Here is a 26,353-nt window from a genome sequence, read left to right as displayed (position 1 = left end):
CGGTTTCACCCCTTGCGGACAGGTTCTGTCCGCCATACCGAGGTCAGGCTGCTGGGGGTACGGCTGACCGATGAGTCCTGGGGGGTGCGGGAGTCTGGTGTTCGTACAGGAGTGTTTCGAGAGTGGGAGTCGGCCATGGCCGTAGGGATTTTCGCGGGGATCGCGGTGCGTGACTACGCGAGCGCGCTGGAGTGGTACAAGCAGTTGCTGGGAGCGGAGCCGAGCTTCTACCCCAACGACATCGAAGCGGTCTGGCAGCTTGCCGAGAACCGGTACGTGTACATCGTCCAGGACACCAAGCGTGCCGGTGGCGCGGTGAGTCTGATCTGGATGGACGAGCCTGATGCCGAGGTCGCGCGGATCGCCGAGCGGGGGTTGCTGCCGGTGGAGATGGAGAAGCACGGCGCGGTGTGCAAGTGGGTCTTCCATGACGCCGACGGCAACGAGACGGGCATCGGCGGTGAGGTCTCTTCGGCGGAGTAGGTCTCCCCGGCCCCTCGTCGATCGTTCGTAGGGGCGTTTCGGACACCGGACGCGCCAGTCCGTCGCCGACCCGTTCACAGCTTTTTGGTCAGGAAAGTGACAGAAGGAGGAGAATTGACCGTGCGGGGGTAATCGCACAGGAGATGATGATGACGCGGAGTCGCTACACCCCGGACCGCGGCCTGACCACGCGCATGGTGACCACCATGTTTCTGATCGGTCTGCTGTACGTGGTGCTTGTCGGTGTCCTGCTCGCCGTGTTGCAGGGTGCCTGGTTGATCATCGTGGTTGTCGCGGGCGCGCTGTTCGCGGCGCAGTTCTTCTTCAGTGACAAGATCGCCGCGCTGAGTATGGGGGCCCACGAGGTCACCCCCGAAGAGGCGCCCGAGCTGCATGGAGCCGTCGACCGGATCTGCGCGCTCGCCGACATGCCGAAACCGCGCGTTGCCATAGCGCGGAGTGACCTCCCGAACGCCTTCGCGACCGGGCGCAGCGAGCGTACGGCGCTGGTGTGTGCAACGACGGGGCTGCTGCGCAGGCTGGAGCCCGCCGAGCTTGAGGGCGTGCTGGCGCACGAGATGTCGCATGTCGCCCATCGCGATGTCGCGGTCATGACCATCGCGTCGTTCCTCGGGGTCCTCGCCGGACTCATCGCCCGGGTCGCGCTCTGGAGCGGGCTGGCCCGCGGCGGCAACCGCGACTCCAGTCCCCTCGGCCTGGCGCTGCTGCTGATTCCGCTGGTCAGCGCGGTGGTGTATGTGATCGGTTTTCTGCTGACCCGGCTGCTGTCGCGCTACCGCGAACTGTCCGCCGACCGGGCGGCAGCCCTGCTCACCGGCCGGCCTTCGGCGCTGGCCTCGGCGCTGACGAAGGTCAGTGGCCAGATGGCGCGGATTCCTACGGAGGACCTGCGGAAGGCCGAGCCGTACAACGCGCTGTACTTCATCCCCGCGTTCTCGTCGAAGGAGAGCCTGGGCCGGCTGTTCTCCTCGCACCCGACCCTTGAGCAGCGCCTCGACCAGCTCGCCCGTATCTCGGACGACCTCGGCCGCGCGTGAACCGTGCAGGACCCAAGACCATCACCAGGCAGGAGTCCGTACCCGTGGGCCTTCTCGACACCATCCTCGGCCGCAGCAAGCCGGTCCAGCCGAACCTTGACCAGCTCTTCGCCCTGCCGTCCGCCGCGCTCACTCTTGAGGCCGGCACCGGATTCCGGCCCACCGGGGCGGGCTCGGTGTGTTTCGCCGGTGTCGAGGGCGGTGAATTCGCGCGCATTCGGCAGGACATCGGGGAATTGCTCGACGTCGACACGTCCGCCGACGATTCCCCGGTACGGTTCAGCCGCGACTCGTACGGCTACAACTGGCTTCTCGCCCAGCGCGCGCCCGATGACATCTCGGCTCTGGTGACCGATCTGCACGCGGTCAACACGTCACTCGAAGCAGCGGGCTTCGGGCCGCAGCTCCTCTGTTCTCTGCTCGGTTTCCGCAATGACGCGGACGGTACCGGCGAACAGCCTCTCGCGCTCGTCTATCTCTACAAGCGAGGCGCTTTCTTCCCTTTCGCTCCACTGCCCGGCAGTACGGAGAAACGCGACAGCCAGCTCGAACTCCAGGTGCGGGCGGCGCTCGGCGCCGATCTGCGGATCGAGCCTGATCTCGCCCGCTGGTTTCCCGTCTGGGGTGCTCCCGGGCTGTGACGACATCAGGGTCTCTCAGCGGTGCCACGGGCGCCTTCTGTGCCTGCCCGCCTTCGCATCCTTGCTGGTAGGAGCCGTCGGCGCGGGCGAGGCATCGCCCGCACCGCCGTCCGTCGGCGGGTGCAGCCCCTCCGTCGAATAGTCCGTCGCCGCGATGGCGTCGATCAACTCCTGATCGGTGAAATCCTCCGAGCCGGGGATATGCGGTACGAATCCGACGAGGCCGCCCTCGCTCAGCACCTCAGCTTCGAGACCGGAGCCGCCGCCCATGTCCCACAGGGCTTCCACATTCAGATCCAGGACCACCCGGATTCCGAACTCGTAGACCCCCGTCTCGGCCACATGCGCCATCACCCCGCGGTCGCGCAGCGCGGCGACCAATCGACTGGCACGTTCAGATTCCACGGCAGGTACCGCCTTTCGCAACGCTTCCATCCACTGTATTCCCGACGGGTGCGGGACGCGGTTCTCCGCTTACGTACGCAGTTCTCCCCTCACGTACGCGGATCCCTGATCAGTTGCTCCAGGCGATCGAAACGCTCATGCAGCGCGCGGATCTCCTCACTCGCGTCCGCCTTCCCCCGCTGTTCCAGATGGCCCGCGTCCGCGACCATCGCGCGCACCCGGCGCGCCGCCGAGCCGACGAACCAGGTCGCGATGGCCGCCGTCACGATGCTGAACGCCGCGATCCCCACGAGCATCACCAAAGTGGCGATAACTCGCCCCCAGGCGGTGACGGGATAGAAGTCGCCGTAGCCGACCGTGGTGGCCGTCTCGATCGACCACCACAGCGCCCGGGGGAAGCTGGTGATCGTGGCGTGCGGCGCCGACTCCTCGATCGGGACGATCACCCACGAGCCCACGAGCAGGAGCAGGACCGTGAATCCGGCCGCCCAGAGCGCGGCTCGGACGTGCAGGCGCCGGCCGTGCGCGCTCGCCAGCAGGCTCCTCAGGACGTACAGGAAGGACGACGGCTGCACGGCGACACCTCGGTGCGGGTGGGTGCGGGTGTAGTGAAATAAGCCAACTTGTCCTTTATAGCGTTACGTCGTGATCAATTGGCTGGAACGTTTCGATTTCCTGATCGATTTCACCTAGTTGCGGTGTCAACCTTTCTCCCGGCTGTCGAACCGATCGCTGTCTCCGCGCCGCTCGGCGCTTGGGAGTGAGGTCAAGCACAAGTGAAGATATCCAGACCAACCAGGACGCTTCTGCGTCCGTTCGCCGGCTGCATAGCCGGACTGCTGACGGTGGGCGCGCTGTCGATCGCGTCGGCCCCGGCAGCATTCGCCGCATCCGCTGCATCCGCCGCATCCGCAGCGACGACGTCCGCCGCCGACTCGTCCGTCGTCGCCTCGGGTGACGGGTGGACCGTCACCCAGGGCGCGGGCGGCTATCTCGTATCGCTCACGCTGGAAGCCCCGTTGCCCGTCAAGGACGACGTACCCGAACTCTTCGCCGACGGGACCGATCTCGGCCCCGCCGCCGAGTCGGCGGACGGCCGTACGCTGACGATCGCGACCCCCGACACCTCCGTGGCGACCGCCAAGAAGATCACCTGGCAGTGGTCTAGCGGCGGTTCGAGCACAGCCGTCGGGCCGACCACGCTGCCCTCGGCGAGCGCGCAGGCCAAGGCGCAGCGCAAGCTCACCTCGCAGGCCGTGCCCAACGAGATCGGCGGCTCGGGCACGACGTCCGACGACCCGACCACCATCGGCACCGGCGGATACACCATCGCCGACTACAACTTCGGCGCCCAGTCCGTTCCGCTCGCCGACATCGGCGGCATCCGCGGCGAACTCGAAGGCCGCGTCTACGTACCGACCGACAAGAAGCCGCACCCGCTGGTGGTCTTCCTGCACGGCCGGCACAGCTCCTGCTACAACACCACGACGCTCAGGGGCGCGAGCGGCTGGCCCTGCCCGGCCGGCACCACGCCGATCCTGAGTTACGCCGGTTACGACGCCGCCGCCGAGGCCCTGGCCGCCGACGGCTACACCGTCGTCTCGGTCTCCGCCAACGCGATCAACGCCAACGACAACCAGCTCTCCCCCGACGACGGCGCGATCACCCGCGGCCAGCTCGTCCTGGACACGCTGACCATGCTCAAGAAGGTCAACGCCGGGGAGCCGGTGAGCTACCACGACGCCGCGACCGACCAGGACGTCACCTTCGACCAGGCCCTGACGGCCGGTCAGTCGACCTACCCGGCGGGCACGTTGAGCGCCACCTCGCTCGCCGGCACCATGGACTTCAGCAAGATCGGGCTGATGGGCCACTCACGCGGCGGCGAGGGTGTCGTCACAGCGGGCACCCTCAACGAGGCGCTGCCCGAGCCGTGGAACATCAAGTCGGTCTTCCCGCTCGCCCCCATCGACTTCACCCGTACGACCCTGCCGGACGTCATGACGACGACGCTGCTGCCGTACTGCGACGGCGACGTCTCCGACCAGCAGGGCCAGCACTTCTTCGCCGACTCGCGCGACGCCTTCTCCGACAACGTCCTGCGCTCCAACCTCTGGGTCATGGGCACGGACCACAACTTCTTCAACTCCGCCTGGACCCCGCCCTCCCCGGCCGCCTCGGACGACTGGTCGGCGGCCGACGACGCGGTGTGCGGCACGAGCGCCAAGGCGCTGGCGTCCGGCAAGAACATCCGGCTCACGGCGGCGCAGGAGTACCAGGTCGGCGCGGCCTACATCTCCGGCTTCTTCGAGTCGACGCTGGGCGGCCGGAGCCAGTTCGACGGCATGTTCGACGGTTCGCAGGAACTGCCGCCGTCCGTCGCCGACTTCGCCGATGTGCGGACGGTCGCGCAGCAGCCCGCCTCGAAGCGCTCCGACATCACCTCGTTCAAGACCACCAGCCCGCTGATCGGGACCACGTCAGGGGCCACGGCCACGGTCTGCGCCAACAAGTACGGGCGTACGGTGCCCGAGCCGTACCCGTACTGCACCAACCCGGGCTCCACGCTGAGCAATCAGCAGGTGCCGCACTGGACTCCGGCGTCCTTCGCGCCGAACGTCCCGCTCAACGTGATGACCCACCTGACCTGGACGGCGGCGACCGGCGCACTCGGTGTGACGCTGCCGGCCGCCAAGCAGAACGTGTCGGCGTACAGCGAGCTGACGGTGTCCATGTCGCCGGACGAGAGCGTCACCGCCGGTACGGACATGACGCTGGGCGTCACCGACTCGGCGGGGCACAAGTGGACCGGCCTCGTCTCCGAGTTGAACAAGTGGGGCGTGACCAGGATGCCCGCCAGCGGTACGTCGACCAACCTGGGCAAGATCGTGCTCCAGCAGGTGTCGGTGCCCACGGCGACGCTGGCGGCGGCGGGTCTCGATCTGAAGCATGTCACCAACGTCAGCTTCACTGCGGCCGTCGGTGTGGACGGTGTACCGACCGGCGGTGTGTATCTGTCGGACCTCGGCTTCGACAGCAAGGGCCTCGGCACGGCGAGTGTGCACACGCGGCCCACGGTCAACGTCGCTCCGAGCACGGCCGAGGAGGGCAACGGGCCGGGCGCCGACGAGGTCGCCGTCTATCTCTCGAAGCCCAGCACCACGCCCGTCTCGGCGTACTTCACCGCGATCGGGTCGGCGACCGGCAAGGTCGGACTCGCCATGCAGAAGGTCACCTTCGACCCGGGGACGACCTGCCAGGTCCTCGACATCCCGGTGAGCGGTGACACCACGGCGGGTACGACGGCGAGCACCGCGTACAAGCTCGGCGTCTCGAACTCCACCGAAGCGGTGCTGGGCAGCCATGACTTCGGCACCATGACGGTGCGCGAGGACGACGGGGTGACCGGCACGGCGACCGTCGCACCGCCCGTCGGTGTGCAGGGCGACGTCTGCGCCGAGCACGAGGCGCTGGCGCACCCCGGCACACTGACGGCGGACGACACGAAGCCGGCGCCCGGCGGTACGGTCACGCTCGGCGGCGCGGGCTACCGCGACGGCGAGAGTGTGGCGTTCGGCATCGGTTCCACCGTGCTCGGCAGCGCGATAGCCGGGCCCGACGGGACGGTCTCGTTCCCGGCCGTGATCCCGGCGGACCAGCCCTTCGGGGCCGCCACGATCAGCGCGGTCGGCGCGGGCTCCGGCTTCACCGAGTCCGCCGGCATCGCCGTACTCGCGACGACGGCCACCACACTGACCCTCGAACCGGCCGCTCCGAAGATCGGCCAGAGCGTCACACTGAAGGCCGCTGTCACGGGCGGTGTCGACGGTACGGTGGTGACCTTCTCCGACGGGACGACGGCGCTCGGCACCGCGAAGCTCAGCGGTGGTACGGCGTCCTTGAAGGTGCCGGCCGGCTTCAAGGCCGGTACGCACGCCTTCACCGCGGCCCTGGCGGCGACGCCCACCACGGACGCGTCCGTCTCCGACACGGTGCAGCTTGTGCTGACGAAGGGTCAGAGTTCCATCGCCATGGCCCTGTCGGCGAAGTCCGCCTCGTACGGACACGCGGTCTCCGGGGTGTTCTCGGTGGCCGGCGCGAGCGGCGGCACGGTGACCGTGAACTACGGCACCGGCAAGCTGTCGGCGAAGCTCGGCGCCTCGGGCGCGGGCAAGTTCACCCTCCCGGCCACCTTGTCGGTGGGGGCGCACACGGTGTCCGTACGGTACGACGGAAGCGACTCCGTCGACCCGAGCGGTACGGCTTCGCAGAAACTCACCGTCGCCAAGGCGAAGTCGTCCGTCACCCTGACCCTGTCCAAGACCAAGCTGGCGCGGGGCAAGTCCGAGACCGTCAAGGTGACGGTCGGCGGGCACAGCGCCGCCGCGTACCCGACGGGCACGGTCACCGTCACGGCGAAGGTCGGCGGGACCACCACCACCCACAAGGTCACGCTGAAGGCCGGTGCCAAGGGCAAGCTCAGCTTCTCGATCACACTGCCGAAGAAGAAGGGCACGGCGTCCGTCACCGCCAGTTACGGCGGGGACGCCAACTTCACGTCGAGCACGTCGGCGCACAAGCAGGTGAAGCTCACCTGATGCCACTGCCGCACTGAGAAAGCGCGGGGGGAGGGACCGGCCGCCGGTCCCTCCCCCCGCCGTCTTGCCAGAACGGCAAGTCTCCTTGCCTTCCCCGCCGCCGGGAGCGAAGGCTGGGACCCGCGGGCATCAGCAGCGTCCGTCCGCACCGTTCGCACCGTCGCGCAGGAGGACATATGCAGCACCGATCGGTCGACGTCCCGGGCGGCCGTATCCATCTGGTCGAGGAGGGCACAGGCCCGCTCGTCCTGCTGGTCCACGGCTTTCCCGAGTCCTGGTATTCGTGGCGCCACCAGATCCCCGCCATCGCGGCGGCCGGCTATCGCGCTGTCGCCATCGACGTACGCGGTTACGGGCGGTCGTCGAAACCCGCGGCGGTCGAGGACTACCGGATGCTGGCGCATGTCTCCGACAACGCCGGTGTCGTACGGGCCCTGGGCGAGGAGACGGCGACGATCGTGGGCCACGACTGGGGCTCCCCCATCGCGGCCAACTCGGCGCTGCTCAGGCCCGATGTCTTCACGGCGGTGGGGCTGCTCAGCGTGCCCTACGCGCCTCGCGGCGGCCCCCGGCCGACCGAGGCCTTCGCGCGGATCGGCGGGGACGACGAGTTCTACGTCAGCTACTTCCAGCAGCCGGGCCGGGCCGAGGCGGAGATCGAACCCGATGTACGCGGCTGGCTGGCCGGGGTCTACTCCGGGCTCTCGGGCGAGACGATGGCGGCCGACGGCAACAGGATCTACTTCATCGCCCCCGGCGGGAAGATGTCCGACCGGTTCACCGGAGGGCCGCTGCCCTCCTGGCTCACCGAAGACGAACTCGACCACTACGCGGGCGAGTTCGAACGTACCGGACTGACGGGGGCACTCAACCGCTACCGCAACGCCGACCGGGACTGGGCGGATCTCGCGGCCTGGGACGGCGCGCCGATCACCCAGCCGTCCCTGTTCGTCGGAGGCGCGCTCGACGCGTCGACCCGCTGGATGTCCGACGCCATCGCGGCGTATCCGACGACACTCCCCGGCCTGACCGGCTCGCACATCCTGCCGGACTGCGGGCACTGGGTGCAGCAGGAGCGGCCGGACGAGCTGACCGAGCTGCTGGTCAACTGGCTTACCGGGCTCAAGGGTTGAGGGTCACGTGGTGACCTGGATGACCATGTCGGGGCGGTCCCACTGCACGGCAGGCGGGTTCGCGGCCAGTGTGCCGGTGCGTACCGCCCCCACACTGCGGTAGAAACCCTCGGCCGGCGGGTGCGCGACGACCCGCACCCGGTCGAGTCCGGCCGCGCGCGCCTCGCCCTTCATGTGCGCGACGAGACGGCGGCCGATGCCCTGCCCCTGGACGTCGTCGGCGACGAACATCAGGTCGAGTTCGGGCGGGCTGAGCACGAGCGAGTAGAAGCCGAGCAGCCGTCCCTCTCCGGCCACGGCGGCGAAGACCCGGTGGGTCTCGATGTAGTCGGGGCCCACCCGGAAACCGTCGGTCATCGCCGCGTAGGGGCCTTCGTACGCCCTGGAGCGCTGCACGATCCGGCTGAGCCGCTTGGCGTCCCGCGCGGTGGCCCGTCTGATGATCAGCTCCATACGTCCATGCTGACATCTGACAGGGGGCCCGGCCTGCGGGGGGCACCTCGGGGGGGGCGCCTCCGGAGCATCGCGGGGGTCACCTCCGGAGCCTCGCGGGGTCTCGCGGGGTCTCGCGGTGAGGGGTGGCGGAGAGGTGCACAACGGTCTGCTCATTGTCAGTGGGTCCTGGCACCATGAGTCCATGAAGATCTACAACTGGCGTCCCTTCCTTGAGCGGTGGAGCGCGGACTGGGCCGACTCCCCCGGTGCTCTCGGGCGGGACTGTGCGGACGAGGAGACCCTGCGGACCCGCTGGCTGGGGTTCGAGCCCGTGAGCGAGGAGCGCATCGCCGCGCTCGAAGAGCGGCTCGGTACGCGGCTGCCGCCGACGTACCGGTCGTTCCTCGCGACCACCGACGGCTGGCGGCCGGCCGGCACCTCGGTCCACCTGCTGGGCACGGCGGAGGGTGTCCACTGGCTCGGCCGTACCGAAACGCGGGAGGAGTACGAGGCGCGGCTCGGCGCGCATCCGTCGGAGGAGGAGGTGCTGATGGCGGGCATGTGGGACCGCGCCCTCCAGTTGTCCGTGGACTCGGACATGATCGACGTCCTGCTCGACCCCGGCGATGTGAACGCCGACGGGGAGTGGGCCGTATATCTCTATTGCGGCTGGTCAGGGGAGTTCCCTGACCGCTACGAGTCGTTCATGGACGTCATGCAGCATCTGTTCCGCGACTTCCACCGGCGCATCGAGAACGGCGGCGCCGCGGTCAACGAGACGGCGCGCGAGCTGGACGCGGCCGTGGAGGAGGCGCGGCTCGCGTGTCTGGCGGGGGCGGATGTCGACGAGCAGTTGGAGCTGCTGTCCGACGCGGCGGCGCACGGCAGGGGCGCGGCGGCCGAGCTGGAGAGGCAGGTGCGGTCGATGCTCGCCGAACAGCGCGTGAGCGGCCAGGAGTACCAGGCGCCGGGGGCCTTCGGACGGGCCGTGACCGCCGCCCGTGAGCAGGCGCGCTGGGGCGAGACGGAGGCCGCGTGGCAGACGGTGGCCGCCGCCGTGCCGGACTGGGAGCCGGGCGGCGCCGGCGAGATCGCCCCCGTCCGGCTGCTCGCTGACCCGGTCCTCGGGCCTGTGATCACCCCGGAGCGGGGCAGGTACATCCTGGAGACGCCGCGCGCCGGACACGGCGCCACCGACCGAACGGAAGCGACCGCCCCCCACACGGCCGCCTCCTCGGCGGAGGACGGGCTCGACTGGCTCGCGGGCTCCGAGCAGTACGGCCGCGCCTACCGCTTCGTGTGTGTGCACGGCGTCTCGCCGCAGGAGCTGGCGACCCGAATAGGCAGCGGGCCGCTGCTGCCGCCGTGCGACGAGAGGGACGTCCGGCGGATCCGGTCCGAGGGTGACAATAAGGGGGTCGCCCGGGTGGGAGCGGGCGGAGGCGGCTGGAGCTTCGCCTTCGAGACGATGACCGGTCCGTACCAGCCGGGGCGGGTCGAGGGCCCGGCGGACGAGGCGTCGGCGGGCACCCGGTCGGTCGTGGTGTGGGTCAGGGGCGGCAACGCGTCGGGGAGCACGCCGGGCACGTTCCACTTCGCGTACGCGGAGGACGGCAGGGGCGTGCACGGATTCACCGTGCACGGCGGGAAGACCGAGCAGTGGGGGCCGCTGCCCGACAGCCTCGATCCCGAGGTGCTGCTGCCGGGTGCGGGCGTCCCCGAGCTGGACGTGGACGACGAGTTCGAGGCGCTGGCCGCGATAGCGGACGAGTTCGGGCTCTCGTTGCCGTCGTTCGCGATCCAGCATGGGCGGCTGCATGCCGTCGAGTCGCGGGACTGGATCAGGCCGCCGGGTCCTGGCGAGTCGTACGCCACCTTGGAATGGACCAAGTGATCCACACCGGCCCGATCGGCACGGAGCGGCTGACCCTGCTGCCGCTCCGTGTCGGGCATGCCGAGGAGATGGCCGTCGTGCTGTCCGATCCGGCGCTGCACGCCTTCATCGGCGGGACGCCGGCGACCGAGGCCGAGCTGCGCGCGCGGTACGAGCGCCAGACGGCCGGCTCCCCCGACCCTCGGGTGTCTTGGTGCAACTGGGTGATCGAGGCGGACGGCGGACGGCTGGTGGGGACGGTCCAGGCCACGGTTACGGAGCCGGAGCAGGAACCGGAGCCGGGCGGCGGGGCGGGTCCCGTCGCCGAGATCGCCTGGGTGGTGGGGACGCCCTGGCAGGGCCGGGGCATCGCGACCGAGGCCGTCAGGGCGCTGGTGGACCGCCTCGGCAGTCAGGGCGTGCGCAGGTGCGTCGCGCACATCCACCCGGACCACACCGCGTCCGCGGCGGTCGCGGCGGCGGCCGGTCTTGCGCCCACCGGTGAATGGCACGACGGCGAGATCCGCTGGCGCCGCTGAACGGAGCGGAGCGACACCAGCGGATCGGGGCGGGTCGGGTCGATCGGTCAGGTCAGGGATCGGCGCGGTCAGCGGATCAGGGCGCGGACCATCCGGCAGGTCGTGTCGGACGGACGGTGGATCCCGACCCGGTCCGCTGTCGCGCGTATCCGTCGGTTGTCGGCATTGGCCGGGTGGTAGACACCCGTGTCGAGCAGGGCGATGGCCAGACGCATGGCCTTGAGCCGTCGGTTGTGGGTCACATACCACTCACGGGGCTGCCCGGCGGGCAGTGGCTTGCGCTTGAGGGGCGGCAGGATTTCGAAGGTTTTGGTGGTGGTTGTCGTGATCGTGGCAACAGCCATTCGGCGACCTCCCGGCACGGTGGTTGGAACCCTCACGAACTCCCTCCATTTTACCGCCCCCCACTGACAATCACCCCTGGCCAGAGGGTGTTTGGCAGGGGACGCACGGTACGGCTGTGACCCCGGGGGCGGGCTTCGCGCGTGGCGTTCACCCGGTGATCGTTTTGTCCGGCTATCTTCCCTTTCGATATGAGAATCTGTCGACGCGCCTTGTTTCCGCTGGCCTTGTGCGTTGCCACGGCCCTCACTCCGAGCCTGAGTGCCACTCCGGCTGCGGGCACCACCCCGGCCGCAGGCGCCACCCCGGCTGCGGGCACCACCCCGGCCGCAGGCGCCGCGCCCGCGCCCTGCCCGCCGTCCGTCCCTTACCGGTCGGGGACCGCCGGCTACCACACGTTCCGTATCCCGGCCGCGCTCCAGGTACCCGGGGGTGCGCTGCTGGCCTTCGCCGAGGGCAGGCGCGACTCGGCGGCGGACGACGGGAACATCGATCTGGTGCTGCGCCGCTCCTTCGACGGCGGCTGCACCTGGCAGCCGCTCCAGGTGGTCGCCGACGCCGGGGCCGACACCGTCGGCAATCCCGTGCCGGTGGTCGACCCGCGCAGCGGGGACGTGGTGCTGCTGTCCTGCCGTACGCTCGGCGGCGCGACCGAGCGGCAGGTGCGGTCAGGCGCCGTCCCCGCGTACGTCCGGCGGGTCTTCCTCCAGCGCAGCGCGGACGGCGGTGCGAGCTGGACGCCGCAGCGGGACATCACCGACACGGTCAAGCCCGCCGACTGGCGCTGGTACGCGACGGGCCCCGGCCACGGCGTGGCACTGCGCCACGGCCCCCGGCGCGGCCGGCTGCTGGCGCCCGCGAACAACAGCTCGGCCGTCACGGGGAAGGGCGGCGCACACGCCCTGTACAGCGACGACGGCGGGCTGAGCTGGCGGATCGGCTATCGCAGCGGTGCGGCGGACGAGGCGCTGGCGCTCAGCGAGACCACCCTGGCGGAGCTGCCAGGCGGCCGGATCTACGTCAACGCCCGCGCCCATGACGCCACTTCGGGCAGCAACCGCGCCGCGGCCTACAGCGGTGACGGCGGGCTGACCCTGTCGTCGGCGTTCCGGCCGCAGCCGCAGCTCACCGGGCCCGTGGTGCAGGCCAGTGTGCTGCGGAGCGGCCCGGCGGGGACGGGGCCCCTGCTGTACTCGGGCCCCGCCGACCCCGCGGGCCGCCGCCGGATGCGGGTGTGGGCGAGCCGTGACGGCGGGGCGTCGTGGCGTCCGCTGTGGACGGTGTCCGACGCCCCGGCCGGCTACTCGGACCTGGTGCGCTTCCGGGCGGGTGGCAGGACCGGCGGGACCGCGCGGACGGGGCTGCTGTACGAGACGGGGGCGCGCACGTACAGCGACACCATCGCCTTCGCCCCGCTGCCGGTCCCGCTTGCCCCGCCCCGGCCCCCGCGGGCGCCGATGCCCTGGGCCGGACGAGACCTCGCGGACACGCCTTAAGGCTTGGCTCCCGACCCCGCGCTCTCCTCCGCCTGGACCAGGATCTCCGTCAGCCGCAGCCCGAACCGTACGTCGCAGTCGTGCGGCCGTCCCGTGCGCACGGCCTCCAGCAGCGCGTCGATCGCCGCCTCGAACGAGGTGACCGGGTCGCCCCACTCCTTCGGCAGTGACGCCGTGCCGTGCAGGCCGCTGATCTCGATGCCCGTGCTGGCGCCCGCCTGCGGGGCGCTCAGGCTCAGCGCCGCCGAGCTGGCGGCGCCCGAGGTGTGCCGCAGCACCAGATGGGTCAGGTCGGGCTCGGTGCGTACGGCCGTCACGTCCGTCACATCGCCGAGCAGCGGGATGAGGACGGACAGCGCGTGCGGGCCGACGTCCCACAGGCCGCCCTTCTCGCGCCGCCAGGGCGAGTCGGCGTACGGGCTGTCGGCGCCGGGGCCGTACAGCGCGCCGAGCCAGTGCGCGTGAGCGGTGAACCAGTCGCCCTTCGCGGCCTGTTCGTCGATCCAGCGCGCCGTGCCGGGGGCGAAGCGGGCCGTGCAGAAGACGACCGACTGCACACCGGCGGCCTCGGCGGCGTCCGCCACCTCGCGGGCGCCCGCCACGGTGGTGGCGACCGGCTTGTCCATGATCAGGTGGCAGCCGGCCGCCGCCGCACGCGCGGCGAGCGGGGCCTGGATGTCGGGCGGCAGCGCGAAGGCGACGGCGTCGCTCGTCTCGAACAGCGCGTCGAGGCCGCTGTCGCCGGAATGCGCCGGTACGTCATGGTTGGCGGCCAGCGCCGCCGCGGCCTCGGGACGGCGGCCCCAGACGCCGCTCAGGTCGAGGCCGGGATGGTCGGCGAGGGCGGGGGCGTGGGTGCGCTGCGCCCAGGGGCCGGTGCCGAGGAGTCCGATGCGTGGCTTGCTCATACCGCTCAGTGTGCCGGTTCCGTGGAAAGTGTGAGAGGCCGGGAGGTAAAAGCACGCGAGGTCGGCGGCCCTACCCGCGTAGAGTTCACGGCGCCGGCCGCGGGCCTTCGGTGTGACTTCCGGGACTTGCCTTTACAGCAATCATTTCGCTGCTCACGCCCCCATGCCCCGGCCGGCTCTCCGACGCCTGCACCGGGGGGACGCCATGACGGGGAGCACGGAACACACCACGACCGCGGAAACCACGGGGACCACAGAAAACACGGCAACAACAGCAAGCACGGAGACCACCGGAACCACGGAGACCTTCGCCGATCTGGTCGCGGCCGAGGACGTGCTGCTCTTCGTCAACGCCGCCGTGACGGCGACCGGGCAGCGGGAGTTCCGCTCCACCGCGCGCACCCAACGCCTCTCACTGGCCTTCCTGCACGAGTACGTGCGCGTCAACTACCGCCCGGTGTACGCCGCCGCCCTCGCGCTCGACATCAACGACCACAACGCGGCGCTGATCATCGAGCAGTTGCTGCGCACCGCGCGCGACGCGGACCCTGCGGAGAAGCGGGCCGAGGGTCAACTGATCGCCGCGCGGCTCGCCGTCCTGCCGCCGCAGCGCGTCTACCGGCTGTTCGGCCGGCTGCGCGCCGCCGGGGTCACCAACCGCCGTACCCGCGCCATCCTGCGGGACTGGCTGGCGGCCCGGCCCGATCTGGGCCATGACGCGGTGAAGTACCGGCACGGCCTGAAGACGGCCGCGCGCCACTTCCATCTGCCGCTGGCGGACCAAGGGCACGCCGAGGTCGGGGACTTCCTGTTCGCCCCCGCCCGCCGCAAGCGCTACGACCACGCGCTGCTCGACGCGTACCGCCGCGCGCACTTCGAGCAAGGCGCCCTGTACGAACTGCCGTTCACGGTCGCCGAGGGCTTCGCGGCCAAGCACGGGGTGGACCGCGCCGCCCTGCTGGAGCGGGCCGCGCCCCGGATGACCCGCTTCGAGCGGCTGCGGACGCAGCGCGGCGCCGAGGACGGATCCGTCCGGCGGGCCGACCTGTCGGTCATGCCGCTGACCCGACTCGCCCTGTACGCGCTGTCGTTCGCCCCCGCCGAGCGGGCCGCGCGCCGCGAGGAGCTGACCGGGGCGCTGCGCGCCGCCGCCCGGCGCACGGCGGGGCCGTACCGGAACACCTGGGGGCGGGTGGCCGCCGTGCTGGACGACAGTTACTCCTCGGCGGGCTCGGGCGAGAAGCGGCGCCGTCCGCTCGCGGTCGCGCTGGCCTGCCACTTCCTGCTGGCCGAGCTGGCGGAGCCCGGTGGCTACACCCCGTTGTGGACGTCGGGTGCCACCGATCCGCTGCTGGCGCGTCCGCTCGGCCCCACCCCGCTCGGGATGCGGATCGTCGACGCGCTGGAGCGTACGCCGGACCGGCTGGTGATCGTCTCGGACGGCTGGGACAACGCGCCTCCCGGGCTGGCCGCCGAGGTGCTGCGGGTGTGGCGGACCCGGCTCGACCCGGAGCGCCGGACGAGCGTCGTGCATCTCAACCCGGTGTACAACGCGGATGTCTTCGACGTACGGCGGCTGGCGCCGTCCGTGCCGACCGCCGGCATCAGGGACGCGGAGGATCTCCAGGCGCTGGTGCAGATCGCCCGGTTCGCCGAGGGCCGTACGGGACTGGCCGAGCTGCGGACCTATCTGGACCTGCGGGTACGGCTGTTCGTGGCCGACGACCGGTGCTGCGCGTTTCCCGGCGACGTCCCGGACGCCGTTCCCGGCGCGACCCCCGAGGAGCCACGATGACCCGCCCCGAAGGGGCCCGCCTCGAACCGGCAGCCCCGCTCGATTCCGCCCGCCTCGAACCGGCCCCGCTCGATCTGACCGGGCTCACCGCCCGGCCCGCGCAGGTGTGGGGCGGCATCCGGCTGGTGCCGCTCGTCCGGGACGAGCCGGTCGCGGGCCTGCGGCTGCACCGCGAGGTCTACGACAGCTTCGGTGTCGTCGAACTGGACCGGCGCACCGCGTACGTCTCGTACATCCCGCACGGCTTCGTCGCCGACTGGTCGGGTGCGGAGAACGACGAGCAGGCGCGCGGCGAGGGCGCCGCGTACGGCACGCAGCTCGGCGCCGGCCGGCCGCACACCGTCCCGGTGCGCCGCCACCACCGCATGGTGAAGCACCGCAAGCCGACCGCCCGCGCCCGCTTCCTGCCGCTGCATCTCGCCCTGGAGGGCTATCTCTCGCTGCATTTCGGCGGCCCGTCCATCGCCTGGGACGAATGGTCCCAGCAGGCGGTACGGCAGGGGCTCACACCGCGCGAGGAGGACACCTTCCTCGGGCTCGACGTGCGCGGGCTCGCCGACGCGCTGCGGATCTTCGAGATCCACCCCGGTCAGTGCGGTGTCATGGTCTACGCGGCCGACGCGCTCGCCGCCGCCTTCGTCGTACCGCACCCGGCCGACTACCGCGCCCTGCACCCGACGCTGGTGCAGGACATGTACGGCGAACTGCTGTACCAGTACGCGTTCTTCGGCGGCCCGGTGGCGGAGTTCACCGCGCGGATCCGGGACACCCGGGAGCTGGCGACGCTCGCGGATCTGCGGGCGGCGGCCGGCGCGCAGGAGCGGGAGTGGTCGGAAAACCACGACGCGGTGCTGGCGCGTGCGCTGCTGACCACGTCGTACTCGTTCGAGCGGGTGTACCGGATGGGCGGCTTCGAGCTGCGCAGATTCCTCCCGCCGTTCGCCCGCGACGAGGCGGAGCAGCACATCGGCGAGCTGATCGTGGACGGTGCGGGGCGTACGGCGTATCTGAAGACGTTCCGGCTCTCCGGCGCCCAGATCAGGCGCGGCCATCTGCTGAGCAGTCTGGCCGCGCACGACTGGCGTCTGGAGTCGACGGCAGCCGCGCTCGGCACGGATGCGGCGGAGCTGGTGCGGCGGATCCGTGCGGCCGGTTTCGGGCGTTTCCTGAAGGGACGGCCCGAGCTGGGCGGGTGACTCCACCCTCGTCCCTCTCTGTCCGAGCAGGACGGACAGGGACGCGCAGGACGGCAGGGCCGGATCAGGGCCGGATCCCCGCCCGGCGGCTCCGATACGGGTACGCGGGGGACGGCCGGCGCTGTGGCGGCCGTCTCCTTTGCGTACTCCTGGCATCGGTCCCGCTGTCCGGCGCCCCGGAATCTGCTTCAATGGGGGCATGGCCAGCTTCCAGCACACCGCGACGGGTCGCACCGACCTGGAGCCGTTCTGGCCGTCCCGGCAGCATCACGACTTCGACCGGGTGTGTTGCCGCGCAAGGAACGCGTCGGCCCTCTAAAGCCTCCCCAGGTCTTCGGCCGCCGCGCACGACGTACGTCCGTGTCACCCACGTCCGTCCCGCCTCCCAGGCGACTCCTTCGCGCGAAAGAGCTGACCCCTCATGGCGAACTCCCGTTCTTTCTCCGTGGCCACCGCCGCGAGCAACGCACCTACCCCGCTGCACCCGCAACCCGCGAGACTGCGCGCCGTCGAGCAGTCCGACATCGACCAGGAGGGGCCCACCGCCCAGGTGGTGGACTTCCTGCCGCCGGGGGCGACCTGGCTGCCCGCGCCGCCGCACACGCTGCCCACCCTGCCGGGACAGCCGCCGATGATCGGCTACCTGGTACTCGTACCGGCCGATCTCGACCCGCGCGGCGCCGTGCGGGCCGTCGCGCCCCAGCAGCAGGGCCAGGCCGGGGCCGCCGCCGGTCCCGTACAGATCGACGGCGCCGAGCGGACCGCCCTGGTCGACGGCAAGCAACTCGACCTGACCTACCTGGAGTTCGAACTCCTCGCCCATCTGGTCGCGCATCCGCACCGGGTGCACACCCGGGACCAGCTCGTCACCACGGTGTGGGGGTACGGGCACGTGGGCGACGGGCGGACGGTGGACGTGCATGTGGCGCGGCTGCGCCGCAAGCTGGGCGCCGAGCACCGCCACACCATCCAGACCGTGCGCCGGGTCGGCTACAAATACGCTCCCTGAGACCCCGGCCTGTCCCTGCCCGACGGTGGTGCTAGCACCACCCGAGGACGGGGGCGGAAGCGGCTGCCGTGCCGCGCACGGCCCGGTCAGGCTGGTACCCGAAGCCCGGAGGTCGGGCCGACGGAGGCCGGACCGGCCGTGAGAGGGAGTGACCGTGATGAACGGGACCAAGACCCGACAGGCGCTGATCGCGGCCGCCCGATCGCTGGGCCTCGGGATCTACGCCCTGACCGCTTCGATCGTGCTCTTCGTCCTGTCGGTGGTCTCGATCTCGCTCGTCCTGGCCGGAGTCGGCTTCTTCACGACTCCCGTCGTCCTGACGGCGGTCAGGAACTACGCCGGCCAGCGGCGGCAGCTCGCCGCCGCGTGGTCGGACGTCCGGATCGACTCGCCGTACCGGCCGTTCCCGAAGGACGTCAGGAGCGGGATCACCGGACGCGTCGAGCGCACCACGCTGATGATCAACGACAGGGCGACCTGGCGTGATCTGCGGTGGCTGCTCGTCGACATGACGGCCGGCTTCGCCGTCCTGATCCTGAGCGCGTCCCTGTTCCTCTACGGAGCCATGGGGTTCGTGCTGGCGCTCGGGCTGTGGCGGGCGTTCCGGCACGACCCCTACTGGTTCGCCTTCATCCCGGTCGACAGCCAGCTCACCGGCGTCCTGGCCGCCGTACTGGGCGCGGGTTTCCTGGTCGCGGGAGAGCGCTACTGCGCCGCCCTGCTCAAGGGGCACTTCACCCTGACCCGTTCGATGATCGCCCCCGACCACGAGCAGGAGCAGGCGCTGCGGATCGCCCGGCTCACCGAGTCCCGGCACGACGCCCTGGACACCTCGGCCGCCGAGCTGCGCCGAATCGAGCGGGATCTGCACGACGGCGCGCAGGCCAGGCTGGTCGCGGTGGGCATGGACCTCGGCACGATCGAGGCGCTGATCGAGAAGAACCCGGCCAAGGCCAAGGAACTCATCGGCAAGGCCCGCCAGTCGTCGGCGGAGGCCCTCACGGAGCTGCGCGACCTGGTGCGCGGCATCCACCCGCCGGTACTCGCCGAGCGCGGCCTCGGGGACGCGGTGCGGGCCCTCGCGCTGCGGCTGCCGGTGCCGACCGAGGTGGCCGTGGACCTGCCGGGCCGGGCGGACGCGCCGGTCGAGTCGGCGGCGTACTTCGCGGTCTCCGAGACGCTCACCAACGCGGTCAAGCACGCCGACGCGAGCCGGGTCTGGGTCGACGTCTCGTACGGCGGCGGCATGCTGCGCGTCGCGGTCACCGACGACGGGAAGGGCGGCGCGCGGACCGACGGCGGGACGGGGCTGAGCGGACTTGAGCGCAGGCTCGGTACATTCGACGGCATCCTGGCCGTCAGCAGCCCGTCCGGCGGCCCCACCATGGTGACCATGGAGATCCCTTGCGAGTTGTCCTAGCCGAAGATCTCTTCCTGCTGCGCGACGGTCTGGTCCGGATGCTCGAAGCGTACGACTTCGAGATCCTGGCCGCCGTCGAGACGGGACCAGAACTGACCAGAGCGTTCGCCGAGTTGGAGCCGGACGTCGCCGTCGTCGACGTCCGGCTTCCGCCGTCCCACACGGACGAGGGGCTGCAGTGCGCGCTCGCCGCCCGCCGCGCGCGGCCGGGTCTGCCGGTGCTCGTCCTGTCCCAGCATGTCGAACAGCTCTACGCCCGGGAGCTGTTGGCCGACGGGACAGGCGGGATCGGCTATCTGCTCAAGGACCGGGTCTTCGACGCCGACCAGTTCATCGACGCGGTGCGCCGGGTGGCCGGGGGCGGCACGGCGATGGACCCGCAGGTGATCCAGCAACTGCTGTCGCGGCGGGCCCAGGACAAGCCCATCGGCCGGCTCACCCCGCGTGAGCGCGAGGTGATGGAACTGATGGCGCAGGGCCGGTCGAACGCCGCCATCGCCGCCCAACTCGTCGTCACGGAGCGGGCGGTGGCGAAACACACGTCGAACATCTTCGGAAAGCTCGGGCTGCCCGTGTCGGACGACGACAACCGGCGGGTCCTCGCCGTGATCGCCTATCTCGACCACGGTCAGGAATGAGCGGTATCCGCCCGGTTTGGTGTCGGAGATTTCTATGAATTCACTGAGCGTCTGAACAGGCCGCGAATACGGTCCGTATGGAACGGAGCGCTTCTCCCCCTGCCGCAGATTTCCCTGTAACCGGCAACGAAGCTTGAGGAGTTCCATGCGACGCGCAACAAGAAAACGCTCGACACTGGCGAACCGGGCGATTGCCGCTGCGGCTGCCTTGCTGCTGGGCGGGGGTGGGCTGGTAGCGGTCAATGTCTACGCATCCGCCGGAGAAGGCCACGCCGGCAAGTCCCAGCAGCAGCACACCCGTTTCGCCGGGCATCACGTGTCGACCATCCACTGTCCCGATGTCTCCAACCAGTTGACGGACGTCCCCCCGGCGGCCCGCCCCCAGGTGGACCAGCAACTGGCGGCGATCGACAGCCAGATAACCGATGCCTACAAGCGGTTCGCCGACCGGCGGACCCAGATCGACCAGGATCCGGCCGTCGCCAAGAGCGCGGTCCTCGACCCGCTGAAGGCCCAGCGCCTCACCGGACTGAACCGGATCTACGAGGCGCTGCGCCGCGCCGGCCACCGGCCGCACCGGCTGGACGACCTGGCGCCCTGCTCGATGCAGGGTGACGACAACGGCGGTGGCCAGGGCGATCCGAGCGCTTCCCCGAGCCAGGACGCGGGCACCAACCCGAGCGCCGATCCCGGTGCCGACCCGAGCGCCGCCCCGAGCGGCGACCCCGGTACGGGCGGCGGCCAGGCGGGCCAGGGCGGCAACGGCCCCGAGGCGTCCGACTTCGTCGACATCAAGAGCGTCCGGCCGAACGTCCGCACCCCGCGCCAGGCGCGCGGCGGCTCGAAGGGCAGTTTCACCAGCAATTGCGGACGTAATGAGGAGGGCAAGCACAATTCGGACAACGTCATTGTCGCTCCCGGCGTGAGCAATGGCGCGCACCACGTGCACGATTACGTGGGAAACAAGGCCAATGACGCATTCGCCAGCGACGACGCTTTCGCCGCGGGTGAGACCACATGCAGCAACCCCGGTGACAAGTCGACTTATTACTGGCCGGTGGTCCGGCTGCAGAACGGCAAGGCCGAGGACGACGCCAACGCGGACGGCGGCGGCAAGGAAGGAAATGCCGGAGAGATTCAGACCCCGGCCCAGGCGACCATCAAGTTCGTCGGCAGCCCGGTCGCCAAGGTGACGGCGATGCCGCGATTCCTGCGCATCATCACCGGTGACGCCAAGGCGTTCACCAACGGTGACGCCAACGCCAACGCGTCGTGGAGCTGCACCGGATTCGAGAACCGCCAGCTCAAGGACAAATACCCGATCTGCCCGCAGGGCAGCAAGGTGGTCCGCACCTTCAAGTTCCAGAGCTGCTGGGACGGTCAGAACACCGACAGCGCCAACCACCGCACGCACGTGGCGTTCGCCGACCAGAACGGCCGCTGCGCGGCCGGGTTCAAGGCGATCCCGCAGCTCCAGCAGCGCATCGTGTACGACGTGCCGCCGGGCCCCGGCTTCGCGCTCGACTCGTTCCCCGAGCAGTTGCACAAGCCCATCACCGACCACGGTGACTTCATCAACGTCTTCGACGAGGCCCTGATGAACCGCCTGGTGAGCTGCATCAACAGCGGGCGAAGCTGCCGCTGAGGCACTGCCGGCACCGGTCCCGCCGCTGCCACCCGCCACCTGCCGCCCGCCGTCCGGTTCCGGGGAGGAGCCGGGCGGCGGGTCTCGCGGTGTCAGCCCGTGCCCTCCATCCCGGGCATCCCGCTCATGTCCATCCCCGGCATCCCGCTCATGTCCGTCCCCGGCTGGTGGGACGCTCCCGTCTCCACCGTCCCGCCGAGCCGGCCGCGCAGCGCGGCGACGACCGTCGGGGTGCCCACGGCAACCCACTTGCGGCCCACGAGGTACGAACCGCCGTAATCCTTCGCCTCGTTGATCCACTCGCGCTGGCCGCGGTCGGTCGCGAACGTGGCGAGCACGTACTTCCCGTCCCCGGTCGTGCAGTTGGCCTGCCGCAGCTCGCTCGCGTCGGTCTGCAGGTTGGGATCGCACTTCGCCTTCGATGCGATCTGTTCGAGGCTCCCGGTCGCCGTCTTCGGCACCTCGGGGGCCTCGTCGTCGTTCGCGCCGCAGCCCGCGAGCAGGACCAGGGCCAGGGCCGCGATCGCAGGTGCCGTTCGTCGTTCGGTACGCATGCGGTCATCGTGCCCCCCGCGTACGGCGTCGCGCGGGGGAACGGCGGGATGGCGCGTTTGCCCGATCTCGCACCGGGCGGAGTGACCATCGCACCATTCGATCGTTCTGCGGTACGTGCGCCCCACCGATGCCGTCACCACCGCAGCCCCCGCCCCCGGTTCCGCCGCCTCCGTCGGCGTCGACCAGGCCGAGGCGTCCCTCGTCGAGCACTACCCCCGTCTCGTACGCATCGCGTATCTCGTCCTGCCGCCGTCGCTCGGCCGCAACCGGCGGGTGCTCACCGCGCACGCGCTGGCGCAGCGCGCCCTGCCGCGCGGGAAGGTACGGGCCGCCGACGGGACGGGCATTCCCGCCCCGCGCTCCACCGAAGCGGGTTCGCCCGCGCAGGACGCCGGTTACGTGTTCGTACGCGGCCGGGTGCTGCGCCAGGCGCTCGACGCGGGGCTGCCGCTGCGCAGGCTCTCCTGGCCCAAGCGGGCCCAACTCCCGCCGCTGCTGCCGCACGTGTGGGGGCTGCGGCTGTTCCCGCGTTCCGGCGGCGCCGACGAACTCGCCCTGGACCAGTGGCTGTCGGCGCTCTCCGGGCCGGCCCGCGCCGCTTTCGTGCTGCGCGCGCTGGAGCGGCTGGCCGACCCCGACGTACGGCGGGTGCTGAGCGCCGCGGGGACGGCGGCTCCCGCAGCCGCGCTCGCCGAGGTGGACAGCGCGGCGCGCTCCGGGCCGGCGGCGGGGGCGGCGGAGCTGCTGCTGTCGCCCGAGTTCGACCCGTGCTCGCTCCAGGCGCGCCCCACCGACCTGATGCGCCGCCGCCAGCACGGCAAGGCCGCCCTGGCCGCCGCAGCGGCCCTGCTGGTGTGCGGGGCGCTGCTGGGCATCCCCGGCGACGGCTGGGCCCCTGACGGCGCAGCCGCGCCCTCGTACGCCCTCAACCCGGCGGCCGAGTCGGCGCTGGATCCGGCGAAGGTGGTGCGGATCGCGCCGACCGCCTGGGAGAGCGCCCCGCGCACCGACTTCACGGTCTGGCCCGCGCGCGGCGGGCTGACCCACGACACCGGGCTGCTGCGGCGCGCGCTGGCGGTCTGGGCGCGGCCGGGCCCCACCGTCCATGTCTCGGCGACCCCCGGCACGCCGTCGGGGCCGCCGATGGGCTCACCGCAACTGCTGTACGCGGGCGTGGTGAACGGGGCGCGTGTCGTGCTGCTGCACGACGGGCTGCGGGTCGTGCGGTACGCCGAGTCGGCCGGGGGCGAGACGGGCGCGGCGCTCGACTTCGCCCGGGTCGACGGCGCTGACGGCGCCTCGTCCGACGCGCTGGTGGTGGGCCGCTCCGACGGCAACGTCCGCTATCTGACGGCGCCTTGGGTCGGGTCCGCCTCCGTGCGCGACCTGCTGACCCCGGCCGTCGCCGCGCGGCCGCTGCACCGGAACGCGGACGGGGTGACCGACCCGATGTCGAGCCCCACCCCCGCGGGCACCTGCACGTCGTGGGACACGCTGGACGTGCGGGACGTGCGGGACGTACGGGACGGCTCGGCGCACCGGCTGCTCACGGATCTGGGCGAACTGGCCCCCGCCCGGCTGACGTACGGGTCCCCCACCGACCCGAAGGACCCCACCGGCGAGGCGGCGCGGGCGTCCTGGGCGCGGTCGGCGTGCCTGCTGTCCACGATGCGCTCGCACGGCGTGCGGTCGGTCAACTCCTGGCAGTACGCGAGCCAGGAGCTGCCCGAGTCGAACGGCACGGCACGGTGGGTGTGCACGCGCGGCGACACCTGGCGCGGCGCGGGCAGCAGGGAACTGGCGCAGTTCCAGGCGCCGTCGCTGAACACGTCGGCGACGGGGGCGGTGGCGGCGCAGGCGGAGGACTCCCCCGCGTGCGGGACGCGCGCCGGGCAGGTGCTGGCCGGTGTGCTGTGGAAGTCGCGCGGCGGCAACTGGTTCCTGCTGGCGGCGGGCAGTTCGCAGTTCCGGTCCCTGTCGGCGTCCGGCGGTGTGACGGGCACGTCGGACGGGCGGCTGCTCGCCGTACCGGCCAAGGAGGGCGCGCGGGCGTCGCTGGACGGGCAACTGGCGGACGGCTCGGAGACGGGCGCGCTGCGCTGAGCGGACCGTAACGGCACGGCGTGGCGCGGCCGCCGCCCTCGGGGCGGGGCTCGCGCCGCGCCTGCACGGGGCAGCGCGCGGCGCCGGAGTTGACGTGTGGCGAGCGCAGGCGGGCAGTTCGGCACGGCCGGGAGTGCGCGGCCGGCCACCACCGACCGACCGTCGCGGGCCGGACGGACCTCGCGGGCCGAACGGCCGTCACGGGCCGGACGGCCGTCGCGGGCCGGACGAGACAGGGCGGGCGCGACCTAAGGCAGCAGCAGCCAGTCCGCGCCGAGGGCCGCGATGAGGCCGACGCCCAGCAGCCACGTACCGAGCCGGGTGCGGCCGTGTCTGCTCAGCTCGATCACCACACCGCACAGGATCATCGCGAGTCCGTACACCCCGACCACCAGCAGCGACGTGCGCTCCGCCAGTCGCATCGCGAGCAGCCCCGCCATCACGGCGAGCACCACCGAGGCCAACGCGACGCGGATACGCCGGGCTTGACGGGGTGTCAGGCCGGGCTCGGGGTCCGCCGGTAGGTCGACGGCCTCGTCCGGGTCCAGCTCCTGGTCCCGTTCCTGGTCCAGCTCCTGGTCGTGTGCCTGGTCCTGCTCCTGGTCGGATGAGCTCATGAACGGGGAGCGTAACGGACACCTCGCCGCCTCCGCCCGTTAGGCTGTTCATATGACGACCGGGGTGCGCCGAAGGATGGGCGTCGAAGAACGGAAGCAGCAGCTCATCGGTGTGGCGCTGGAGCTGTTCAGCAACCGCTCGCCCGAAGACGTCTCGATCGACGAGATCGCCGTCGCGGCCGGTATCTCCCGGCCGTTGGTGTACCACTACTTCCCCGGCAAGCAGAGCCTCTACGAGGCGGCGCTGCGGCGCGCGGCCGACGAACTGGCGGCCCGCTTCCGCGAGCCGCGCGAAGGGCCGCTCGGGGAGCGGCTGCTGCGGGTGATGGGACGGTTCTTCGACTTCGTCGAGGAGCACGGGCCCGGCTTCTCCGCGCTGATGCGCGGCGGCCCCGCGGCCGGTTCGGTACGGCGGGCCAACGCGATGATCGACGAGGTGCGGCAGGCGGCCTACGAGCAGATCCTGTCGCATCTGGAGGTGTCCGACCCGCCGGCGCGGCTCGAACTCGTGGTGCGCTCCTGGGTGTCGCTGGCCGAGGCCACCGCGCTGCTGTGGCTGGACGGCAAGCGAATACCGCGCGCCGAGCTGGAGTTGCAGCTCGTACATGACTTCGCCGCCCTGGCGGCGGTGAGCGCCGCTCAGGACGACGAGATGGCCGGGCTGCTGCTGCGCATCGTCGCGGTCGAGCCGGCCGACGGACCCTTCGGGGTCCTGGCCGGCCGGCTCGCCGGGCTGCTCGCTCAGGCGTAAGTCACGCTTACCTGGGTGAAGCCGAGGGAGTGCAGCAGGCCCTGGAGCATGCTGGTGGTGTTCTTCTCGGCGCGCGCGTTCAGCTCGCTCTCCTTGGCCGCCTCGCTGATGTGCTTGGCCGCGAGCTGGTTGACCGCCTTCTCGCTGCCGGGGTTGTCGGAGAACAGATCGCCGAGCCGGTCGAGCAGGCCGCGCTGCTTGTCGACCGTGTACGAGCGGTCCGGGTCGAGGGCCGCCTTGCCGAGCGTCGCGTGCGGGAGACGCAGCGTCGCCGTGGTGCGGTCCTTGTTCGTCTTGACGCTGTTCTCGCCGATGTGGCTGAAGTCGACGTACGAACTCACAGTCCCGGCGCCGACATACAGGGTGCGGGTACCTCGGATCGCGTCCGGCAGGAACTTCGCGTCCTTCTCCAGGTCGACCACGACCTGGAAATTGCCGGAGGCCGCCTCGTAACGGTCCAGGTCCTGGATGGACTGGAGGAGGGTCGGCCCGGTGCGGTCGTGGGTCTCGCTACCGAAGAAGTCGTCGAAGCCGGGGATCAGGTCGAGCCGGCTGCCGAAGAAGAGCAGCGCGAGCACGACGACCAGGGCGATGGGCAGCTTGGCCCACCAGGACAGACGCGACGTGCGCGTCTCGGGCCGGCGGTTGTCCGGTTTCACGTCGGTGGACGTCATGCCTAACTGGTTGCCCGTACGCGCCAGTTCAACCGGAAC

24 protein-coding genes are annotated in these 26,353 nt (G+C 71.2%); 16 read left to right on the top strand and 8 right to left on the bottom strand.

Annotation, left to right across the window (positions count from 1 at the left end; genetic code table 11):
• Positions 1-135 precede the first annotated feature (135 nt).
• The 3 genes from ACZ63I_RS25430 (at position 136) to pspAB (ending at position 2,182) form a co-directional block, all read left to right on the top strand.
• Positions 136-483: a VOC family protein gene (locus ACZ63I_RS25430; protein WP_469341303.1), complete on the top strand. Its 348-nt coding sequence runs from the start codon at positions 136-138 to the stop codon at positions 481-483.
• A gap of 143 nt (positions 484-626) precedes the next feature.
• Positions 627-1,541, top strand: a complete 915-nt coding sequence (gene htpX / locus ACZ63I_RS25425) for a zinc metalloprotease HtpX (RefSeq protein WP_469341302.1) — start codon at positions 627-629, stop codon at positions 1,539-1,541.
• Between the two features lie 44 nt (positions 1,542-1,585).
• Complete coding sequence (gene pspAB, locus ACZ63I_RS25420; protein WP_469341375.1) at positions 1,586-2,182, top strand: PspA-associated protein PspAB; 597 nt, start codon at positions 1,586-1,588, stop codon at positions 2,180-2,182.
• A 15-nt stretch (positions 2,183-2,197) separates the two neighbouring features.
• Here pspAB and ACZ63I_RS25415 read toward each other — a convergent pair whose 3' ends face one another.
• Both ACZ63I_RS25415 and ACZ63I_RS25410 read right to left on the bottom strand, forming a co-directional pair.
• Positions 2,198-2,587 carry a hypothetical protein gene (locus ACZ63I_RS25415; RefSeq protein ID WP_469341301.1) on the bottom strand — a complete coding sequence of 130 codons (390 nt, stop codon included), beginning with the start codon at positions 2,585-2,587 and terminating at the stop codon, positions 2,198-2,200.
• Positions 2,588-2,676: 89 nt separating this feature from the next.
• Entirely contained in the window at positions 2,677-3,162 is a 486-nt protein-coding gene (locus tag ACZ63I_RS25410; protein ID WP_469341300.1) for a potassium channel family protein, read from the bottom strand.
• Positions 3,163-3,363: 201 nt separating this feature from the next.
• Between ACZ63I_RS25410 and ACZ63I_RS25405 the strand changes: the two genes are divergently transcribed.
• Both ACZ63I_RS25405 and ACZ63I_RS25400 read left to right on the top strand, forming a co-directional pair.
• Positions 3,364-7,185, top strand: coding sequence for an Ig-like domain repeat protein (locus tag ACZ63I_RS25405; protein WP_469341299.1), 3,822 nt, complete (start codon positions 3,364-3,366; stop codon positions 7,183-7,185).
• A gap of 176 nt (positions 7,186-7,361) precedes the next feature.
• Positions 7,362-8,318 carry an alpha/beta fold hydrolase gene (locus ACZ63I_RS25400; RefSeq protein WP_469341298.1) on the top strand — a complete coding sequence of 319 codons (957 nt, stop codon included), beginning with the start codon at positions 7,362-7,364 and terminating at the stop codon, positions 8,316-8,318.
• A gap of 3 nt (positions 8,319-8,321) precedes the next feature.
• Here the strand turns inward: ACZ63I_RS25400 and ACZ63I_RS25395 are convergent, their stop codons facing one another.
• Positions 8,322-8,771: a GNAT family N-acetyltransferase gene (locus ACZ63I_RS25395; protein WP_469341297.1), complete on the bottom strand. Its 450-nt coding sequence runs from the start codon at positions 8,769-8,771 to the stop codon at positions 8,322-8,324.
• Between the two features lie 184 nt (positions 8,772-8,955).
• Between ACZ63I_RS25395 and ACZ63I_RS25390 the strand changes: the two genes are divergently transcribed.
• Together ACZ63I_RS25390 and ACZ63I_RS25385 are read left to right on the top strand one after the other, a co-directional pair.
• Complete coding sequence (locus tag ACZ63I_RS25390; RefSeq protein WP_469341296.1) at positions 8,956-10,647, top strand: SMI1/KNR4 family protein; 1,692 nt, start codon at positions 8,956-8,958, stop codon at positions 10,645-10,647.
• Positions 10,635-11,165 (top strand): GNAT family N-acetyltransferase, encoded by a 531-nt coding sequence (locus tag ACZ63I_RS25385; protein WP_469341295.1) that lies wholly within the window; start codon positions 10,635-10,637, stop codon positions 11,163-11,165. The genes ACZ63I_RS25390 and ACZ63I_RS25385 overlap by 13 nt, the downstream gene beginning before the upstream one ends.
• Before the next feature lie 68 nt (positions 11,166-11,233).
• Here the strand turns inward: ACZ63I_RS25385 and ACZ63I_RS25380 are convergent, their stop codons facing one another.
• Complete coding sequence (locus tag ACZ63I_RS25380) at positions 11,234-11,509, bottom strand: hypothetical protein (protein ID WP_469341294.1); 276 nt, start codon at positions 11,507-11,509, stop codon at positions 11,234-11,236.
• Positions 11,510-11,734: 225 nt separating this feature from the next.
• Between ACZ63I_RS25380 and ACZ63I_RS25375 the strand changes: the two genes are divergently transcribed.
• Complete coding sequence (locus ACZ63I_RS25375) at positions 11,735-13,003, top strand: sialidase family protein (protein ID WP_469341293.1); 1,269 nt, start codon at positions 11,735-11,737, stop codon at positions 13,001-13,003.
• Here the strand turns inward: ACZ63I_RS25375 and ACZ63I_RS25370 are convergent.
• The gene (locus tag ACZ63I_RS25370; RefSeq protein ID WP_469341292.1) at positions 13,000-13,911 is read right to left on the bottom strand and encodes a Gfo/Idh/MocA family protein; all 912 of its coding nucleotides are present in this window, start codon (positions 13,909-13,911) and stop codon (positions 13,000-13,002) included. The genes ACZ63I_RS25375 and ACZ63I_RS25370 overlap by 4 nt on opposite strands.
• Positions 13,912-14,116: 205 nt before the next feature.
• Between ACZ63I_RS25370 and ACZ63I_RS25365 the strand changes: the two genes are divergently transcribed.
• The 6 genes from ACZ63I_RS25365 (at position 14,117) to ACZ63I_RS25340 (ending at position 21,614) form a co-directional block, all read left to right on the top strand.
• The gene (locus ACZ63I_RS25365; RefSeq protein WP_469341291.1) at positions 14,117-15,706 is read left to right on the top strand and encodes a hypothetical protein; all 1,590 of its coding nucleotides are present in this window, start codon (positions 14,117-14,119) and stop codon (positions 15,704-15,706) included.
• Positions 15,703-16,902 carry an ARPP-2 domain-containing protein gene (locus ACZ63I_RS25360; RefSeq protein ID WP_469341290.1) on the top strand — a complete coding sequence of 400 codons (1,200 nt, stop codon included), beginning with the start codon at positions 15,703-15,705 and terminating at the stop codon, positions 16,900-16,902. Before ACZ63I_RS25365 ends, ACZ63I_RS25360 begins: the two co-directional genes overlap by 4 nt.
• A gap of 421 nt (positions 16,903-17,323) precedes the next feature.
• Complete coding sequence (locus ACZ63I_RS25355; RefSeq protein WP_469341289.1) at positions 17,324-17,911, top strand: winged helix-turn-helix domain-containing protein; 588 nt, start codon at positions 17,324-17,326, stop codon at positions 17,909-17,911.
• A gap of 157 nt (positions 17,912-18,068) precedes the next feature.
• Positions 18,069-19,331 carry a sensor histidine kinase gene (locus tag ACZ63I_RS25350; RefSeq protein WP_469341288.1) on the top strand — a complete coding sequence of 421 codons (1,263 nt, stop codon included), beginning with the start codon at positions 18,069-18,071 and terminating at the stop codon, positions 19,329-19,331.
• Positions 19,316-19,969 carry a LuxR C-terminal-related transcriptional regulator gene (locus ACZ63I_RS25345; protein ID WP_041990477.1) on the top strand — a complete coding sequence of 218 codons (654 nt, stop codon included), beginning with the start codon at positions 19,316-19,318 and terminating at the stop codon, positions 19,967-19,969. The genes ACZ63I_RS25350 and ACZ63I_RS25345 overlap by 16 nt, the downstream gene beginning before the upstream one ends.
• Before the next feature lie 145 nt (positions 19,970-20,114).
• Positions 20,115-21,614, top strand: a complete 1,500-nt coding sequence (locus tag ACZ63I_RS25340) for a DUF1996 domain-containing protein (protein WP_469341287.1) — start codon at positions 20,115-20,117, stop codon at positions 21,612-21,614.
• A gap of 92 nt (positions 21,615-21,706) precedes the next feature.
• Here ACZ63I_RS25340 and ACZ63I_RS25335 read toward each other — a convergent pair whose 3' ends face one another.
• Positions 21,707-22,168 carry a hypothetical protein gene (locus ACZ63I_RS25335; protein ID WP_469341286.1) on the bottom strand — a complete coding sequence of 154 codons (462 nt, stop codon included), beginning with the start codon at positions 22,166-22,168 and terminating at the stop codon, positions 21,707-21,709.
• A 115-nt stretch (positions 22,169-22,283) separates the two neighbouring features.
• On the opposite strand from ACZ63I_RS25335, the gene ACZ63I_RS25330 reads away from it, so the two are divergent.
• Entirely contained in the window at positions 22,284-24,272 is a 1,989-nt protein-coding gene (locus ACZ63I_RS25330) for a hypothetical protein (RefSeq protein WP_469341285.1), read from the top strand.
• A 248-nt stretch (positions 24,273-24,520) separates the two neighbouring features.
• Here ACZ63I_RS25330 and ACZ63I_RS25325 read toward each other — a convergent pair whose 3' ends face one another.
• Complete coding sequence (locus tag ACZ63I_RS25325) at positions 24,521-24,889, bottom strand: hypothetical protein (protein WP_469341284.1); 369 nt, start codon at positions 24,887-24,889, stop codon at positions 24,521-24,523.
• Positions 24,890-24,941: 52 nt separating this feature from the next.
• Here ACZ63I_RS25325 and ACZ63I_RS25320 point away from each other — a divergent pair, with 52 nt between their 5' ends.
• Positions 24,942-25,640, top strand: coding sequence for a TetR/AcrR family transcriptional regulator (locus ACZ63I_RS25320; protein ID WP_469341283.1), 699 nt, complete (start codon positions 24,942-24,944; stop codon positions 25,638-25,640).
• Here the strand turns inward: ACZ63I_RS25320 and ACZ63I_RS25315 are convergent.
• Complete coding sequence (locus ACZ63I_RS25315; RefSeq protein ID WP_469341282.1) at positions 25,631-26,314, bottom strand: DUF4230 domain-containing protein; 684 nt, start codon at positions 26,312-26,314, stop codon at positions 25,631-25,633. The two genes, ACZ63I_RS25320 and ACZ63I_RS25315, sit on opposite strands and share 10 nt — an antisense overlap.
• Positions 26,315-26,353 lie beyond the last annotated feature (39 nt).

This window comes from Streptomyces sp. NPDC087906 (genome assembly GCF_055584925.1).
This window is presented reverse-complemented; position numbering and strand designations above follow the sequence as displayed.

Excerpts from the sequence above, each read along its gene's own strand:
- ACZ63I_RS25430 (WP_469341303.1), top strand. The coding sequence starts at position 136 with ATGGCCGTAGGGATTTTCGCGGGGATCGCGGTGCGTGACTACGCGAGC.
- ACZ63I_RS25350 (WP_469341288.1), top strand. The coding sequence starts at position 18,069 with ATGAACGGGACCAAGACCCGACAGGCGCTGATCGCGGCCGCCCGATCG.
- ACZ63I_RS25325 (WP_469341284.1), bottom strand. The coding sequence starts at position 24,889 with ATGAGCTCATCCGACCAGGAGCAGGACCAGGCACACGACCAGGAGCTG.
- ACZ63I_RS25390 (WP_469341296.1), top strand. The coding sequence starts at position 8,956 with ATGAAGATCTACAACTGGCGTCCCTTCCTTGAGCGGTGGAGCGCGGAC.
- ACZ63I_RS25340 (WP_469341287.1), top strand. The coding sequence starts at position 20,115 with ATGCGACGCGCAACAAGAAAACGCTCGACACTGGCGAACCGGGCGATT.
- ACZ63I_RS25320 (WP_469341283.1), top strand. The coding sequence starts at position 24,942 with ATGACGACCGGGGTGCGCCGAAGGATGGGCGTCGAAGAACGGAAGCAG.
- ACZ63I_RS25360 (WP_469341290.1), top strand. The coding sequence starts at position 15,703 with ATGACCCGCCCCGAAGGGGCCCGCCTCGAACCGGCAGCCCCGCTCGAT.
- ACZ63I_RS25335 (WP_469341286.1), bottom strand. The coding sequence starts at position 22,168 with ATGCGTACCGAACGACGAACGGCACCTGCGATCGCGGCCCTGGCCCTG.
- ACZ63I_RS25365 (WP_469341291.1), top strand. The coding sequence starts at position 14,117 with ATGACGGGGAGCACGGAACACACCACGACCGCGGAAACCACGGGGACC.
- ACZ63I_RS25385 (WP_469341295.1), top strand. The coding sequence starts at position 10,635 with ATGGACCAAGTGATCCACACCGGCCCGATCGGCACGGAGCGGCTGACC.
- ACZ63I_RS25400 (WP_469341298.1), top strand. The coding sequence starts at position 7,362 with ATGCAGCACCGATCGGTCGACGTCCCGGGCGGCCGTATCCATCTGGTC.
- ACZ63I_RS25395 (WP_469341297.1), bottom strand. The coding sequence starts at position 8,771 with ATGGAGCTGATCATCAGACGGGCCACCGCGCGGGACGCCAAGCGGCTC.
- ACZ63I_RS25370 (WP_469341292.1), bottom strand. The coding sequence starts at position 13,911 with ATGAGCAAGCCACGCATCGGACTCCTCGGCACCGGCCCCTGGGCGCAG.
- htpX (WP_469341302.1), top strand. The coding sequence starts at position 627 with ATGATGATGACGCGGAGTCGCTACACCCCGGACCGCGGCCTGACCACG.
- ACZ63I_RS25380 (WP_469341294.1), bottom strand. The coding sequence starts at position 11,509 with ATGGCTGTTGCCACGATCACGACAACCACCACCAAAACCTTCGAAATC.
- ACZ63I_RS25315 (WP_469341282.1), bottom strand. The coding sequence starts at position 26,314 with ATGACGTCCACCGACGTGAAACCGGACAACCGCCGGCCCGAGACGCGC.
- ACZ63I_RS25355 (WP_469341289.1), top strand. The coding sequence starts at position 17,324 with ATGGCGAACTCCCGTTCTTTCTCCGTGGCCACCGCCGCGAGCAACGCA.